The organism is Paeniglutamicibacter sp., assembly GCF_046714615.1.
Lineage (GTDB): Bacteria > Actinomycetota > Actinomycetes > Actinomycetales > Micrococcaceae > Paeniglutamicibacter.
On the sequence record NZ_JBKKAP010000168.1, the window covers coordinates 11,655 to 26,350 of the forward strand.

General features: G+C 65.1%; 13 protein-coding genes. 6 read left to right on the forward strand and 7 right to left on the reverse strand.

Annotation, left to right across the window (positions count from 1 at the left end; translation table 11 throughout):
- Positions 1-81 precede the first annotated feature (81 nt).
- From ACLQ7E_RS19910 to ACLQ7E_RS19925, 4 genes are all read left to right on the forward strand, one after another.
- Positions 82-1,422: a glutamine synthetase family protein gene (locus ACLQ7E_RS19910; RefSeq protein WP_411734314.1), complete on the forward strand. Its 1,341-nt coding sequence runs from the start codon at positions 82-84 to the stop codon at positions 1,420-1,422.
- 9 nt (positions 1,423-1,431) lie between these two features.
- The gene (locus ACLQ7E_RS19915) at positions 1,432-4,461 is read left to right on the forward strand and encodes a bifunctional [glutamine synthetase] adenylyltransferase/[glutamine synthetase]-adenylyl-L-tyrosine phosphorylase (RefSeq protein WP_411734315.1); all 3,030 of its coding nucleotides are present in this window, start codon (positions 1,432-1,434) and stop codon (positions 4,459-4,461) included.
- Positions 4,462-4,516: 55 nt separating this feature from the next.
- Positions 4,517-4,846: a hypothetical protein gene (locus tag ACLQ7E_RS19920; protein WP_411734316.1), complete on the forward strand. Its 330-nt coding sequence runs from the start codon at positions 4,517-4,519 to the stop codon at positions 4,844-4,846.
- A 91-nt stretch (positions 4,847-4,937) separates the two neighbouring features.
- Complete coding sequence (locus ACLQ7E_RS19925; protein ID WP_411734317.1) at positions 4,938-5,141, forward strand: AsnC family protein; 204 nt, start codon at positions 4,938-4,940, stop codon at positions 5,139-5,141.
- A 118-nt stretch (positions 5,142-5,259) separates the two neighbouring features.
- Here ACLQ7E_RS19925 and glnA read toward each other — a convergent pair whose 3' ends face one another.
- Positions 5,260-6,684 carry a type I glutamate--ammonia ligase gene (gene glnA, locus ACLQ7E_RS19930; protein WP_411734318.1) on the reverse strand — a complete coding sequence of 475 codons (1,425 nt, stop codon included), beginning with the start codon at positions 6,682-6,684 and terminating at the stop codon, positions 5,260-5,262.
- Between the two features lie 283 nt (positions 6,685-6,967).
- Here glnA and ACLQ7E_RS19935 point away from each other — a divergent pair, with 283 nt between their 5' ends.
- Positions 6,968-7,402, forward strand: a complete 435-nt coding sequence (locus ACLQ7E_RS19935; RefSeq protein WP_411734319.1) for an RDD family protein — start codon at positions 6,968-6,970, stop codon at positions 7,400-7,402.
- Positions 7,403-7,520: 118 nt separating this feature from the next.
- On the opposite strand, the gene ACLQ7E_RS19940 is transcribed toward ACLQ7E_RS19935, so the two are convergent.
- The 3 genes from ACLQ7E_RS19940 to lipB are packed head-to-tail and all read right to left on the reverse strand — an operon-like array spanning position 7,521 to position 9,986.
- Entirely contained in the window at positions 7,521-8,276 is a 756-nt protein-coding gene (locus ACLQ7E_RS19940) for a DUF4191 domain-containing protein (RefSeq protein WP_411734320.1), read from the reverse strand.
- Between the two features lie 31 nt (positions 8,277-8,307).
- Positions 8,308-9,309 carry a lipoyl synthase gene (lipA, locus tag ACLQ7E_RS19945; RefSeq protein WP_411734321.1) on the reverse strand — a complete coding sequence of 334 codons (1,002 nt, stop codon included), beginning with the start codon at positions 9,307-9,309 and terminating at the stop codon, positions 8,308-8,310.
- Positions 9,306-9,986, reverse strand: a complete 681-nt coding sequence (gene lipB, locus ACLQ7E_RS19950) for a lipoyl(octanoyl) transferase LipB (RefSeq protein ID WP_411734322.1) — start codon at positions 9,984-9,986, stop codon at positions 9,306-9,308. Before lipB ends, lipA begins: the two co-directional genes overlap by 4 nt.
- Positions 9,987-10,089: 103 nt before the next feature.
- Here lipB and ACLQ7E_RS19955 point away from each other — a divergent pair, with 103 nt between their 5' ends.
- The gene (locus ACLQ7E_RS19955) at positions 10,090-11,733 is read left to right on the forward strand and encodes a serine/threonine protein kinase (protein WP_411734323.1); all 1,644 of its coding nucleotides are present in this window, start codon (positions 10,090-10,092) and stop codon (positions 11,731-11,733) included.
- Positions 11,734-11,794: 61 nt separating this feature from the next.
- Here ACLQ7E_RS19955 and ACLQ7E_RS19960 read toward each other — a convergent pair whose 3' ends face one another.
- The 3 genes from ACLQ7E_RS19960 to sucB all read right to left on the reverse strand — a co-directional run bounded on the left by ACLQ7E_RS19960 (position 11,795) and on the right by sucB (position 14,637).
- Entirely contained in the window at positions 11,795-12,232 is a 438-nt protein-coding gene (locus ACLQ7E_RS19960) for an OsmC family peroxiredoxin (RefSeq protein ID WP_411734324.1), read from the reverse strand.
- Between the two features lie 181 nt (positions 12,233-12,413).
- Positions 12,414-12,764 carry a hypothetical protein gene (locus tag ACLQ7E_RS19965; RefSeq protein ID WP_411734325.1) on the reverse strand — a complete coding sequence of 117 codons (351 nt, stop codon included), beginning with the start codon at positions 12,762-12,764 and terminating at the stop codon, positions 12,414-12,416.
- Between the two features lie 127 nt (positions 12,765-12,891).
- The gene (sucB, locus tag ACLQ7E_RS19970) at positions 12,892-14,637 is read right to left on the reverse strand and encodes a 2-oxoglutarate dehydrogenase, E2 component, dihydrolipoamide succinyltransferase (protein WP_411734326.1); all 1,746 of its coding nucleotides are present in this window, start codon (positions 14,635-14,637) and stop codon (positions 12,892-12,894) included.
- Positions 14,638-14,696 lie beyond the last annotated feature (59 nt).

The window sequence follows — 14,696 nt, forward strand, 5'->3', positions numbered from 1 at the left end:
CGTGTCCTGGCCGCAAAAACGTATAAAGTGAGTCAGTGGGGCGGGAATCGCCGCCAAAATCGCTTGTGGAAGGAACCCGCCGTGGATCGCCAGCAGGAATTCGTCCTTAGAACCATTGAGGAGAGGGACGTACGTTTTGTGCGCCTGTGGTTTACCGATGTGGTGGGTTCCATGAAGTCGGTGGCCTTGGCCCCGGCCGAGGTCGAGGGGGCCTTCGAGGAAGGCCTGGGCTTTGATGGGTCCTCGATTGAGGGACTTTCGCGCATCTACGAGTCCGACATGCTGCTGCAGCCGGACCCCTCCACCTTCCAGATCCTGCCGTGGCGTGGTGAAACCGAACCCACCTCGCGGATGTTCTGCGACATCCTGACCCCGGACGGGCTGCCGGCCGCCGCCGACTCGCGCCACGTGCTCAAGCGCCAGCTGGCTGTCGCCTCCGACATGGGCTTCACGTGCTACACGCACCCCGAGATCGAATTCTATTTGTTACGCTCGTCCGAGCTGGGTGTCGACGGCTACCCGGTCCCGGTTGACCGGGGCGGCTACTTCGACCACGTCACCGGTGGCGTCGCCCAGGACTTCCGCCGCACCGCCGTGACCATGCTCGAGGCCGTGGGCATTTCCGTGGAATTCAGCCACCACGAGAACGGTCCGGGCCAGAACGAAATCGACCTGCGCTACGCCGATGCCCTGCAGACGGCCGACAACGTCATGACGTTCCGCACCGTGATCAAGGAAGTCGCGCTCCAGCAGGGGATCTACGCCACCTTCATGCCCAAGCCGTTCTCCGACGAACCCGGCAGCGGCATGCACACCCACTTCTCCCTCTTCGAGGGCGACACCAACGCCTTCTTCGAGGCGGGCCGGGAATTCCAGCTCTCCGACACCGCCCGCCAGTTCATTGCCGGGATCCTGCGCCACGCCCCGGAATTCACCGCGGTGACCAACCAGTTCGTGAACTCCTACAAGCGCCTCTGGGGCGGCGGGGAGGCCCCGAGCCACCGCTCCTGGGGCCACAACAACCGTTCCGCCCTGGTCCGCGTGCCGCTGTACAAGCCGGGCAAGGGCCAGTCGGCGCGCGTGGAGTACCGCGGCATCGACTCGGCCACCAACCCGTACCTGGCCTACGCCTGCCTGCTGGGCGCCGGACTGAAGGGCATCCAGGAAGGCTACGAACTCGAGCCGCACGCCGAAGAGGACGTGTGGGGCCTGAGCAGCGCCGAACGCCGCGCCAGCGGGCACGACCCGCTGCCCGGGTCCCTGCACGACGCCATCCGCGCCATGGAGGAATCCGAGCTGGTGGCAGAGATCCTCGGCGAGCAGGTGTACACCTCGTTCCTGCGCAACAAGCGCGACGAGTGGGAAGCCTACCGCCAGAACGTGAGCCCGTTTGAACTCCGGCGCTACCTGGGGATCCTCTAAGGGGTTCCCTTGCATATCTCCACGAGGCAGTTGATTTCCGCGGGGTTCGATGACTTGGAGCGCGCCAAGCGCTTCCTGGCCGACAAGGAAATCCAGGACCTTGACCATCGGGCGCTCGTGGGCCACCTGGCCCACGCCGCGGACCCGGACCAGGCGCTGTTGTCGCTGATCCGACTCATCCCGCATGCCCCCGCGGCACTGGAACTGGCCCGGAGCCCGCGCACCGCGCCGGGGTTCCTGCGCTTGCTTGGTGCCTCGGACGCCCTGGCGAACTTCCTGATTCGCGAGCCCGCGTCCCTGGAGGTCCTTGAGGTGCCAGCGCCGGCACGCATGGAAGGGCGCAGCGCCCAGGAACTGCGTGCCGAGCTGCTGTGCGCCGTGGGAGCCGATCCCGCATCAGGGATACCCCCGGTGGCAGCGGTCTCCGGCGAGGACGGCCACCGCATGCTGCGCGTGGCGTACCGGCGAGCCCTGCTGTCGTTGGCCCACCGCGACCTGGGGGCCGCCGATGCGCTGGAAGCCATGCCGGAGGTCGGCCGGGAACTGGCGGACCTGGCCGCCGCGGCCATCGAGGGTGCCCTGGCCATCAGCCGGGCCGAGGCAGGGCAGCGCTTCAAGGCCGAGGACATCGCCGACCTGCGCCTGGCGGTGATCGGCATGGGCAAATGCGGCGCCCGCGAACTGAACTACGTCTCGGACGTCGACGTCATTTACGTGCACTCCAGCGATCGACTCGACGAGGATCTGGCCGGTTCCCTGGCCAGGGAACTGGCCGTGGGCATTTCCCGCGCCATTGACAACGCCGGAATCGAACCCGGCCTCTGGGAGGTGGACGCGAACCTGCGCCCCGAGGGCAAGGACGGGGCGCTCAGCCGGACCCTGGAATCCCATGCTGCCTACTACGCGCGCTGGGCAGCGTCCTGGGAGTTCCAGGCGCTTCTGAAGGCGCGGGCCATCGCCGGCGACCCGCAGCTGGGCGCTGCCTACGAGGCCATGGTGGCGCCGCTGGTCTGGTCCTCCTCGGAACGCGAGGGGTTTGTGGAGTCGGTGCAGCGCATGCGCCGGAGGGTCACCGCCAACATCAAGCCCGCCGAATTGGCGCACCAGCTCAAGCTGGGTCCCGGCGGGCTTCGGGACGTCGAATTCACCGTCCAGCTGCTCCAGCTGGTCCACGGACGGGTGGATGAGACGGTGCGCCTGCGCTCCACCACCCGGGCCATCGCGGCGCTGAGCCTGGCCGGCTACATTGGGCGAACCGATGCCGAGAAGTTCGACCGCTCCTACCGGTTCCTGCGCGTGCTTGAGCACCGCATCCAGCTGGTGAACCTGCGCCGCACGCACCTGATGCCGCACAAGGAATCGGGCCAGCGCGTCCTGGCCCGGGCGGTGCGCTCCACCCTGGGTGTCGAGCTGTCCACCGCCGCCGGACTGCTGGAGCGCTGGGGCGAAACCAAGCGCCTGGTCCGCCTGCTCCACGAACGCATCTTCTACCGGCCGCTGCTCAACAGCGCCTCGAACCTCTCGGCCGACGAGGTCAGGCTGTCCCCGGAGGCGGCGCAATCCCGCCTGCGGGCCCTGGGCTACGTGGACCCGAAGGCCGCCATGCGCCACATCGAGGCACTGACCGGGGGCATGCGCAGGCGCGCGGCGCTGCAGCGGCAGCTGCTGCCGGTGCTGCTGGGGTGGATAGCCGAGGGCGTGGACCCGGATGCCGGGCTGCTGGGCTTCAGGCGGCTGAGCGAGTCCCTGGGGGAGTCGCATTGGTACCTGGGCATGCTGCGGGATTCCACCGCGGCCGCCGAGCGTTTGTGCAGGATCCTGTCCAACTCCCGCTTCATCACCGACCTGTTGGAGGTCTCCCCGGAATCGGCGGCATGGCTGGGATCAACCAAGTCGCTGCAGCCCCTGGGCTACGAGGCCCTGTGGGGCGAGATTTCCTCGAAGCTCCAGCGGAACCTCGGTCCCGACCAGGCCATCCGGTTGATCCGGGTGATCAGGCGCCGGGAGATCCTGCGCATCGCCCTGGCCGACGGCGCAGCGGTCATCGACCAGGACGCAGTGGGACGGGCGCTGGCCGACAACGACCGGGCAGCCGTGCGCGGGGCCCTGGAGGTGGCCCAACGCACCGAATACGCCGCGGCCCCGCAGCTGGGCGAGTTCCTCGTCGTGGCCATGGGCAGGCAGGGCGGGCACGAGATCGGCTACTGCTCGGACGCCGACGTGATGTTCGTGCAACGCGCCTTCGACGAGGCCGACGAGCAGGGCGCCCAGGAACAGGCGCTGCGCATCGCCACGGCCCTGGGGTTGCTGCTGGGCAGGCCCATGGTGCCGGCGATCAAGGCCGAGCCGCGACTGGAAATCGATGCGGCGCTGCGCCCGGAGGGCAAGAGCGGCCCGCTGGTGCGCTCCCTGGCCGCCTACGAGGAGTATTACCGGCGCTGGTCCCAGATCTGGGAACAACAGGCGCTGCTGCGTGCCACGCCCATGGCGGGGTCCGAGGAATTGGCCGCGGACTTCATGTCCATGATCGAGCCGCTGCGCTACGAACAGGTCATGGGCGAGGACCAGGTCCGGGAGATTCGCCGGATCAAGGCACGCGTGGAGGCCGAGCGCCTGCCCCGTGGCGCCGAACCGGAACGGCACCTGAAGCTTGGCCGCGGTTCGCTTAGCGATGTCGAGTGGCTGGTCCAGCTCATGCAGCTGCAACATGCCAAGGACCACCCTGCCTTGCGCACCACCTCCACGCGTCCAGCGCTGGCGGCCATTGCCGAGGCAGGGCTCATCCCGGCCGAGGACGTGGCCGTGCTGGACCATGCCTGGTCCCTGGCGACCAGGATCCGCAGCGCGGGACTGATTTGCACCGGCCGGGTCAGTGACGTGCTGCCGAATTCCTGGCGCGACATGGAGGCGGTAGCCCGCTGGTGTGGGTACGCACCGGGGGAGGCCTCGGTGATGGAGGACGACTACCTCAAGTCCACGCGGCGGTCGCGGCAGGTATTTGAGCGCCACTTCTATGGTTTTGAGGACAGAAGCGCCTAGTCTGATGGAACCAGTCGGGGCCAGGTAGTTGTCTTTGAAAGGGCAGGCGATAGCAATGCACGTCACCAGCGCGGAACTTGACCAACTGGTCGCCAGGGAATGGGAGAAGGCCTCCGCCGCCAACAACGGCCGCAGCGCCGTTGCCGTGCTCAACGACGGACGCCTGCGCCACACGCTGATCACGCTGCTGGCAGGCTCCACGTTGAATGACCATGAAAAGCCCGAGGCGGCGACCCTGCAGGTGTTGCGCGGGTCCATCGTGGTCAACTGGGAAGGCGAGTCCCGGGCCATTGCCCACGGCGGCCTGTTCGTGCTTCCCGATGCCATTCACAACGTCGTTGCCACCGAAGACTGCGCCTTCCTGCTCACCTCGCTGGCGGGTTGACCGGGGACCGTCGCCTGCCCAAGTCCTCTGTCAATAAACCTTGACGAGTCGAAGTCGTCAAGATAGGTTGACATTGGAAGGCGGGTGTTCGATGACCAAGACAAATCTTGAGCAGGGCGAGGGCGGGACGATTGGCGCCCTGCGCGCGGTGGTCGAACTTCAACGGGACGCCAGGCGGCAGGAATCCGTGCTGGTGCGCCGCGCGCGTGCCGAGGGCTTCTCCTGGGAGGCCATCGCGCTTGTTCTGGGCGTGAGCCGCCAGGCCGTGCACCAGCGCTACGGGAAGAAGTCCTAGCCGATTCATTACCCATCACAGAAAACAAAAAAGTCCGTGCGGGGCCGGAGCTTCACAATGAAGCAACGGTGTCCACACGGACTTTTTTAGTCGGGGCCGAGGAGTCCCGGCGCCCTACTTAGCAGCCGTAGTACAGCTCGAACTCGTACGGGTTCGGGCGCAGCGACAGCGGCTTGATTTCGTTTTCGCGCTTGTACTCGATCCAGGTGCGGATCAGGTCCTCGGTGAACACGTCGCCCTCGAGCAGGAAATCGAAGTCGTTTTCCAGGGCCACCAGTGCCTCGTCGAGGGAACCCGGTGCCTTCTGGATGTCCTTGGCCTCTTCGGCGGGGAGCTCGTAGAGGTCCTTGTCGATCGGGTCGGCCGGCTCGATGCGGTTCTTGATGCCGTCGAGGCCTGCCATCAGCTGTGCCGCGAAGGCCAGGTACGGGTTGGAAGCCGCATCCGGTGCGCGGAACTCGATGCGCTTGGCCTTCGGGTTCGAGCCGGTGATCGGGATACGGATACCTGCGGAGCGGTTGCCCTGCGAGTACACCATGTTGACCGGCGCCTCGTAGCCCTTGACCAAGCGGCGGTAGGAGTTCACGGTCGGGTTGGTGAAGGCAAGAACGGCCGAAGCGTGCTTCAGCAGGCCGCCGATGTACCAGCGAGCGGTGTCCGAGAGGCCGGCGTAGCCCTTCTCGTCGTAGAACAACGGGATGCCGTTGGCCCACAGCGACTGGTGGCAGTGCATGCCCGAGCCGTTGTCACCGAAGATCGGCTTCGGCATGAAGGTTGCGGACTTGCCCCAGGCATCGGCCACGTTCTTGACGATGTACTTGAACTTCAAGATGTCATCGGCCGAGTGGGTCAGCGTGTTGAACTTGTAGTTGATCTCGGCCTGGCCGGCTGCGCCGACCTCGTGGTGGCTGCGCTCGACCTCAAGGCCGGCTGCTTCGAGTTCCAGGCAGATGGCGTCGCGAAGGTCGGCCTGCTTGTCGGTCGGGGAGACCGGGAAGTAACCGCCCTTGAAGGGGGTCTTGTAACCCTGGTTGCCGCCCTCTTCCTTCTTGCCGGTGTTCCAAGGTGCCTCGATCGAGTCGACCTTGTAGAACGAACCCTGCGGCTTCGACTCGTACTGGACGTTGTCAAAGATGAAGAACTCGGCCTCGGGGGCAAAGAAGGCGGTGTCGGCGATGCCGGTCGAGGACAGGTACGCCTCGGCGCGCTCGGCCACACCGCGCGGGTCGCGGTGGTAAGGATCGCCGGTGCGCGGGTTGATGATCGAGAAGTTGAACGCGAGGGTCTTTTCCAGGCGGAACGGGTCAACGAATCCCGAAGTCACGTCGGGGATGAGCTGCATGTCCGAGTCGGCGATGCCGGCGAAGCCGGCGATCGAGGAACCATCGAAGAGCTGGCCGTTGAGGAAGAAATCCGCGTCGACGGTGCGTGCCGGGACGTTGAAGTGCTGCTGGACGCCGGGAAGGTCGGTGAAGCGGATGTCAACGAACTTGACGCCTTCTTCAGCAATGTATGCGATGACTTCTTCTGGACTCTTGAACATGGTCAGGGACTCCTGTGTGGGGTTTCTGCTGTGACGGCTTGCGTGCCGTGCCGTAAAACGTATGCCAACGTTTTTCTTCCTGTGTTATCAACACTAGACCCTAGCGATTACTCTCCTGTGTCTCGATTGTTTCCATTACGTTACACAGGGGGCGAATACGGGGAAAGTGGTGTTAAGTAGATCACAACTGTTACCTCGGGTGTGCGGGCGCCATTCTGCGCCCGGTGCGAAATTGCGGGCACGGCCACGGATGGACGGGTCCTGCCCCGGTAGGCTTGGGGGCGTGCAAAGAAAAGATTTTGGCTCGTGGCTCGAGGGCCCGCCGCAACTTAGCAACCAGGAATGGCCCGGCCAGCGTTTGGGTCGCCCGGAAAAGGGGCCCGGTTCGGTGGCCCGCATCGGCCGGCGTGTCGGGGCACTGTTGGTGGACTGGGGGATCGCGATGTTGATCTCCATGTTCTTCTTCAAGTCGGACCCCACGGCAAACCTGGTCATTTTTGCGGCCACGCAAATGCTCTTTGTCGGGATCACCGGACACTCCATCGGGCACCGCGTCTTTGGCATGCAGGTCCAGGGCCTGGACGGCAGCGCGGTGAAGCCGTTGACCGGGATCATCCGCACCGCGCTCATCTGCCTAGTCGTCCCGGTCCTGTTCAGCGACTCCGACCAGCGCGGCTACCACGACCGGGTCGGCAAGACGATCCTGGTGCGGATCTGATCCGACCGGATCAACCCGGAGTGGCGGGCAACCGAACGAGGCATTAAGCAAAGGCGGGTGTTGGAACCAATGGTTCCAACACCCGCCTTGTTCTTTAAAGGATCCCGCGCCTTTAGCGTCAGCGCATTTGCTTGCGGTTGGGACGAGCCCTGTTGGGGTCGATGCCCTTCGGAATCGGGAGCTTCGCGCTGCCAAGGGTGCTCAAGCGCTTGTCTACGGCGCTGATCTCCAGCTTGCTGATCGACTTGGGAAGCTTCTTCATCTTTTTGCCGACTTCGGCAAGCGGGGTCTGGCCTTCCTCGTTTCCGGCGTTGATCACGTGGATCGGAACGTTGGGAAGCACGCGGCCCATGCGCTTGCGCTCTGCATCAACCAGGGTGCGAACTCGGGTGTTCGGTCCTTCGGTGACCAGCACGACGCCTGCGCGGCCAATGCCCATGAACACCAGGTCCTTGGTGCGCGGGTTCACTGCAACCGGCTCGTCCTTCAGGATCCAGCCGCGACGCAACACGCTCATGGCCGCTCCTGCGGCACCCGGACGACCCTCAAGCTGTGTGAAGGCAGCTTTTTCGGCACGGCGGGAAAGGATCATGGTTGCCGCCAGCAAGGCCAGTGGAAGCGCGATCAGTACCGCGGTGATCCAGTTGTTGATCAGCAGGCCAATGATCAGGCCCACAACAAGGACACCCAGGGCTGCCAGGATCATCAGCCAGACGACCATTGGGTCGTTTTTGCGGGTCATCTGGAAGACCTGGCCCAGCTGTTTCAGCCGGCCCGGTTCCTTGTTGGCCTTTTCGGCCTTGGGCTTGCGCGAGAACAGTCCGCGCTTAGGACTTGCAGCCTCGGACGAGGCGTTTTCGGTGTTTTTGGCCATAGTGATTCAATTCTACGTGATTTGGAACGCGCTAGGAGCCGACCAGCGAGGAAGCTTCCTGGCGGGTGTCGCCGGAGCTGGCAATGTGCGCCAAGGCCTCCGGGATTGCATTGCCCTTCTTGCGCATGGCGGCGGCCCAGAGGCGTCCGGCACGGTAGGAGGAACGGACCAATGGCCCGCTCATGACGCCCAGGATGCCCATTTCCTCGGCCTCCTGCTGCAACTCCACGAATTCCTGCGGCTTGACCCAGCGCTCGACCGGGTGGTGACGCTCGGTGGGGCGCAGGTACTGGGTGATGGTGAGCAGATCGCAGCCGGCATCCACGAGGTCCTTGATGGCCTCAGTGATCTCCTCGCGCGTTTCGCCCATGCCCAGGATCAGGTTGGACTTGGTGATCATGCCGTTGGCGCGACCCTGTGAGATGACGTCCAGGGAGCGGTCGTAGCGGAAGGCGGGGCGGATGGACTTGAACAGTCGCGGCACCGTTTCGAGGTTGTGCGCATAGACTTCCGGGGCCGAGGCGCAAATCTCGTCAAGGTACTCGGGCTTGCCCGAGAAGTCGGGGATCAGGAGCTCGACGCCGGTGCCTGGGTTCAGCTGGTGGATGCGGCGCACGGTCTCGGCGTAAAGCCAGGTTCCCTCGTCTGCGAGATCGTCGCGGGCGACGCCGGTGACGGTGGCGTAGCGCAGGCCCATCTTCTTCACGCTCATGGCCACCTTGAAGGGCTCGGCGCGGTCAATGGGCTGGGGCTTGCCGGTGTCGATCTGGCAGAAATCGCAACGGCGGGTACATTCCGAGCCGCCGATGAGGAATGTTGCTTCCTTGTCTTCCCAGCATTCAAAGATGTTGGGGCAGCCTGCCTCTTCGCAGACGGTGTTCAGGCCCTCGGACTTGACGAGCTTCTTCAGGCCGACGTATTCGGGGCCGATGTTGATCTTGGCCTTGATCCACTCGGGCTTGCGCTCGACAGGCGTTTCGGAATTTCGCTGCTCGATGCGCAGCAGGCGGCGACCTTCGGGTGCGGCACTCATGAACGGGCTCCTTCAGGGGTTGTAGCTGTCAGCGACACAATCGGGCTCAGCAAGGCGTCAAGCTCTTGCTCAACACGGTCAAGGACATCGGCCGGGGTGACTTTGATACCGGTTTCAAGGCTGATGCTCGTGGTTCCTGCATCGGTGATGCCGCAGGCAATGATCTGCGCGTAGGGGGCGAGGTCGTTGGAGCAGTTCAGGGCGAATCCATGCATCGTCACCCCGTGGTCAACGCGGATGCCGATGGCTGCCAGTTTTCTGTCCTGCGCGCCGTCAACACCCGCAACCCATACGCCACTGCGGCCCTTGATGCGGGTCGCGGGGATTCCGTAGTCGACGGCTACGTTGATGAGGGCTTCTTCGAGTATCGAGACGTACTCGCGAATGCCCTTCATGTCCGACAAGCGAACGATCGGGTAGCCGACCAGCTGGCCCGGACCATGCCAGGTGAGCTTGCCGCCGCGATCGACATCGATCACCGGGGTGCCGTCGACCGGCAGGTCTTCGGGTTCGGTTCTGCGACCGGCCGTGTAAACGGCGGCATGTTCCAAAAGGAAAACGACGGGACCCGAATCCCCTTCGGTCACGTCTTTGTGTACCTGGCGCTGCATGTCCCATGCAACGCGGTAATCGACCAGCTCGGGGGCATGGCCAATTCGCTCGAATTTGATGGTCATGGCGACAACAGTACGCGCTTCCCGGGGAGCCCTCGAATCCGCTACTCATTGTTGCTTGTGGATAACCAAAGCACGGGAATTCCATTGGGCGTAGAACAGAATCATGGAATCCCAAGAAGAGCCATTACCGTTCCCGCGAATCGATGGATTTCGCACACTACGGCACTTGGACGAGGGCTCGGGCAGTAGCGTTTGGGTGGTCGAAGACGGCACGACGCATGAGGAGCTGGTCATTAAGATCCTCGGTGGTGAAGCTCCCGGCAGCGTCGTCGAGACCGAAGCACTGCACCTCGGGCATGAATTCCTTGTGGAATCGTTCGGCATGCTCGAGACCTCCATCGGCCCGGGCATCTTGATGGAATACTGCCCTGCCGGTTCCGTGGCCCAGGTCGTGGCGGTGCGCGGACCGCTGAACGTGGGGGAAACCATCACCGTGATGGCACCGATCGCCGAGGCCCTGGCGTTCCTGCACGCCCAGGGGCTGACCCACGGGGACCTGAGCCCACGCAACATCCTGTTCACGGCCGCAGGCAAGCCAAAGCTGGGAGACTTTGGCACACACCGAGCCGTCGGCGAAATGCCGGGGGAGCACGGCACTCAGGGATTCTGTGCCCCGGAAATCGTTGTGGGCGCCGGACCCGGCGGCTTGGAACCGGCCCGGGACGTCTACTCACTGGCCGCATGCGCGTGGTACCTGCTGACCGGCCGGCCCCCAAACGCCACGGCCAGCAGGGTCCCGCTGGGTGCCATGGTTCCAGAAGTCAATGACGAATTCGCGAAATTGCTGGAGCAGGGCCTGGACCCGGATCCGGACCGCCGACCGAGCGCGGCCCAGTTTGGGCAACGGATCTTTGTCGCGGGGGCGCCCGAGGCCGTGGAGCTAAGTGCCGCGATCGAGCCGGACGCGCTCAAACATATGCTCACTACCCGGCAAACCCCTGCCGCCGCGGGACTTTTGGGCAGGAGCCGACGCACCGGAAGCCCCACGGCGGCGGACAAGGAAATGCTGAAGGAACGCAAGGCCCAGATCAAGGCCCAGCAGAAACCGGTTCCGCGCAGACTTCGTGCGGTGTTTGGTGGCGATGCCAGCCTTCCGGCGCAGGAGGCGGCCCCGAGCGGGGAGAAACGCTGGGCCCAACTACACCGAATCCACGGGTTGAAGCGCGGGAATCGGCGCATGGCCGCGGCAGTGGCCGGTGGGTTGTTGGTGGTGGCCATGGCCGCGGTGGCAACCAGCATGCTCAAGGAGGCCAACGAACCGGCGCTTGCAGGGCTGCCGCAAGCCACCGCGCAAGTCACCCCACCGGCCACGGTGCCCGACCCCGCCGGCACGGCGGCTCCGGGGGCCACCCCGGAATCGGGGCGGGAACTTGTGCTGGTGGCGGCGGACTTGTCTGCGCGCCGCGACCGGGGCCTGATGGCAGGGAGCATGGAGGGATTGAGGAAGGTCCATGCGGCAGGCTCGCCGGCCCTGGCAGTGGACGAAAAGGTCGTGGCCCGAATGCGGGGCCTGGGCTTGCGGCTCGAGGCCCTGGAGACGCGCCTGAGCGATGTTGCCGTACTGCCGGGGGCGAACCCGGGGGAAGCGAGAATCGCGGCGACGAGCGTGCAAGGTGGCTACCGCTATGTGGATCGCAAGGGCACTGTCATCGCGAGTGCCAAGCAGTCCGAAAGCCAGCGGGTACTCATGGTCCTTCTATACGTGGATGGCTCTTGGCGGATGTGGCAGGTGACCGCCGCGAAGTGAAGCCCTAGGGCCGGCGTGCCGATGCTGCATTCACGGCACCGGCACGCCGGCAGGTAGGTGCCTAATTCAGGTGGGCGTCAAGGGTGATGGAAGGGACGGCCGCCAGCGCGACGGACACCGGGCAGGCTTCCTTGGCGGCGTTTGCAAGCTTTTGGAATTCCGCGGCATCGATTCCCGGGATCGTGGCCTTGAGCGTCAGCCGGATGCCGCTGATCTTGGCACCGTCGGTGGTGTCGAAGTCCACCTCGGCGGTGGTTTCCAGCTTCTCGGCGACGTGGCCGGCCTGCTTCAGGATGTTGCTCAGTGACATCGAAAAGCACGATGCATGGGCCGCCGCGATCAATTCCTCCGGGCTGGTCTTGCCCTCGGCTGCCTCGGTGCGGGCCCGCCACGTCACGGGGAACGTTCCGATGCCCGAGGTTTCGAACGTTGTTTCCCCCGACCCGGTGGCCAGGTCCCCGGTCCATATGGTGCTTGCGCTTCGTGTGGTGACTGCCATGGTGACAACTCCTTGAAATCTGCAGCTGGGCGGAGGCGAGCGCCTCCACGGCAATCCTATGGCCCGGGACAGCCGAACCAAAGGACCTGGTTAAAAGGCGAAGCGGTGTGCCATCAGGAATCCCGATGGCACCCCGCCACTGTCATCCGGCGCAAGGCCGGGTCATGCTCCGTGCGGGCGTTTAGACCCAGAGGGTTGCAACGGCAATGGCAATCAACGCCGTGCCGCCGGTGCCGTGGGCCAGTCCGGTCGGAACTTCGAGGCCGTTCTTGATCTTCCGGCGGCCCAGGAGAGCCGCGACAAAGACGCCAATGGCCAGCACGAGCTTGACGGCGATCTTGGCGTGGTTGACCTCTCCGTCACCCATTTCGGCCAGGCCGACCAGCAGCAGGCCGGTGACCAGCTGGGCGATGGCGCCGTACCACTGCCAGATGTTCACGGTTGGGGTCTTGAACGTGGCGAGCCAGCCGCCGACGATTGCCGCGGCACCCAAGACGTGCAGAAATACGAGGAAAGCATTCAAAAAGGTCATGCCAGCAAGCCTAATGGATACCACACACCGTGAAGAATCGGCAGGTTACATGGTGTCCCGGAACACGGCAAAGGGGACGGCCGCAGCTGTAAAGCGGCGACCGTCCCCTTGGACCGTCTATTGGACCTTAGAGGCCCAGGTCGGCTTCGAAGGCGCCTTCTTCAAGGCGTGCCTTCAGCGTCTGCAAGAAGCGTCCTGCATCGGCGCCGTCGACCAGGCGGTGGTCGTAGGTCAGCGACAGGTACATCATGTGGCGGATGGCGATGGTGTCATCGCCGTCGGCGCCGGTCACGACAACCGCGCGCTTCACGATGGAGCCGGTTCCCAGGATGGCAACCTGTGGCTGGTTGATGATCGGGGTGTCGAAGAGCGCGCCGACCGAACCGATGTTCGTGATCGAGAACGTTCCGCCGGACAGTTCGTCCGGGCCGATCTTGTTGTCGCGGGTGCGCTTTGCCACGTCGGCGATCTTGCCGGCCAGGCCGGCAAGGTTCAGGTCGCCCGCGTTGGAGATGACCGGAACCAGCAGGCCCTTGTCGGTGTCAACCGCAATCGCCAGGTGCTCGGCGTTGTGGTAGGTGATCTCCTGCTTGGACTCGTCGTACTCGGCGTTCAGCTTCGGGTGCTGCTTCAGGGCCTCGGCAACGGCCTTGGCGATGAACGGCAGGAAGGTCAGCTTGGAGCCGTTGACTGCAGCGAACTGGTTCTTGGCCGAGTTGCGCAGCTTGGCGACGCGGGTCATGTCGACCTCGTGCACCTGGGTCAGCTGGGTGGAGATTTCCAGCGACTCGCGCATGCGCCGGGCAATGACCTGGCGGATACGCGGTGCCTTGGCAACGGTTCCGCGCAGCGAGGATGCAACGACGGGTGCAGCGGCCTTGGCGGCCGGTGCGGCAGGTGCGGCAGGTGCCGAAGCAACTGCTGCGGCCGGAGCGGCGGTGGCGGCAGCTGCGTCGATGACGTCCTGCTTGCGGATGCGTCCACCGACACCGGTGCCGGTGACGGCCGCGAGGTCAACGTTGTTCTGGTTGGCCAGGCGGCGCACCAGCGGGGTCACGTAACCGTCGTTGCCTGCGGCCGGAGCTGCAGGTGCGGCGGCGGGTGCCGGAGCGGCGGCCGGTGCTGCTGCAGGGGCAGGAGCTGCAACCGGTGCGGCCGGAGCTGCAACGGGGGCGGCCGGAGCTGCAACCGGTGCGGCAGGAGCAGCTACCGGTGCGGGCGCGGCGGCCGGAGCCGGTGCTGCCTCGACAGGTGCTGCCGGTGCGGCGGCACCTGCGGCGCCAACGATGGCCAGGACGGCGCCGACCTCAACGGTCTCGTCTTCCGGAACGCGGATCTCCAACAGGGTGCCGGCGACCGGGGAAGGAACCTCGGTGTCGACCTTGTCTGTGGAAACCTCGAGCAGCGGCTCGTCAACGGCAACCTCTTCGCCGACGGCCTTGAGCCAGCGGGTGACGGTGCCTTCGGTGACGGACTCGCCCAGTGCCGGGAGGGTGATCTCGGTGCCCGAAGCGGCGGACGCCGGTGCTGCGGCAGGGGCCGGCGCTTCAGGTGCAGCAGCGGCGGGTGCCTCAACGGGGGCTGCAGGTGCCTCGGCGGCAGGTGCAGCTTCGGCGGGTGCCGAGCCGGAACCCGAGCCGTCGCCGATGCGAACCAGTGCGGCTCCAACTTCGGCGGTTTCGTCCTCGGCCACGAGGATCTCCTCGATGACGCCGGCTACCGGCGAAGGGATTTCGGTGTCGACCTTGTCGGTCGAGACCTCCAGCAGCGGCTCGTCGACCTCGACGCGGTCGCCGACCTGCTTGAGCCAGCGCGTAACGGTGCCTTCGGTGACGCTTTCACCCAGTGCGGGCAAGTTCACGGTTTCAGACATCTTGTTCCCGTTCTCCTAAAACTAAAAAAATTTGTGTGCGAGAGATCCGCGGTTTCCCG

Bases quoted from the DNA above. Each gene is read 5' to 3' on its own strand.
- ACLQ7E_RS19920 (WP_411734316.1), top strand. From the start codon at position 4,517: ATGCACGTCACCAGCGCGGAACTTGACCAACTGGTCGCCAGGGAATGG.
- ACLQ7E_RS19925 (WP_411734317.1), top strand. From the start codon at position 4,938: ATGACCAAGACAAATCTTGAGCAGGGCGAGGGCGGGACGATTGGCGCC.
- glnA (WP_411734318.1), bottom strand. From the start codon at position 6,684: ATGTTCAAGAGTCCAGAAGAAGTCATCGCATACATTGCTGAAGAAGGC.
- ACLQ7E_RS19940 (WP_411734320.1), bottom strand. From the start codon at position 8,276: ATGGCCAAAAACACCGAAAACGCCTCGTCCGAGGCTGCAAGTCCTAAG.
- lipA (WP_411734321.1), bottom strand. From the start codon at position 9,309: ATGAGTGCCGCACCCGAAGGTCGCCGCCTGCTGCGCATCGAGCAGCGA.
- lipB (WP_411734322.1), bottom strand. From the start codon at position 9,986: ATGACCATCAAATTCGAGCGAATTGGCCATGCCCCCGAGCTGGTCGAT.
- ACLQ7E_RS19955 (WP_411734323.1), top strand. From the start codon at position 10,090: ATGGAATCCCAAGAAGAGCCATTACCGTTCCCGCGAATCGATGGATTT.
- ACLQ7E_RS19960 (WP_411734324.1), bottom strand. From the start codon at position 12,232: ATGGCAGTCACCACACGAAGCGCAAGCACCATATGGACCGGGGACCTG.
- ACLQ7E_RS19965 (WP_411734325.1), bottom strand. From the start codon at position 12,764: ATGACCTTTTTGAATGCTTTCCTCGTATTTCTGCACGTCTTGGGTGCC.
- sucB (WP_411734326.1), bottom strand. From the start codon at position 14,637: ATGTCTGAAACCGTGAACTTGCCCGCACTGGGTGAAAGCGTCACCGAA.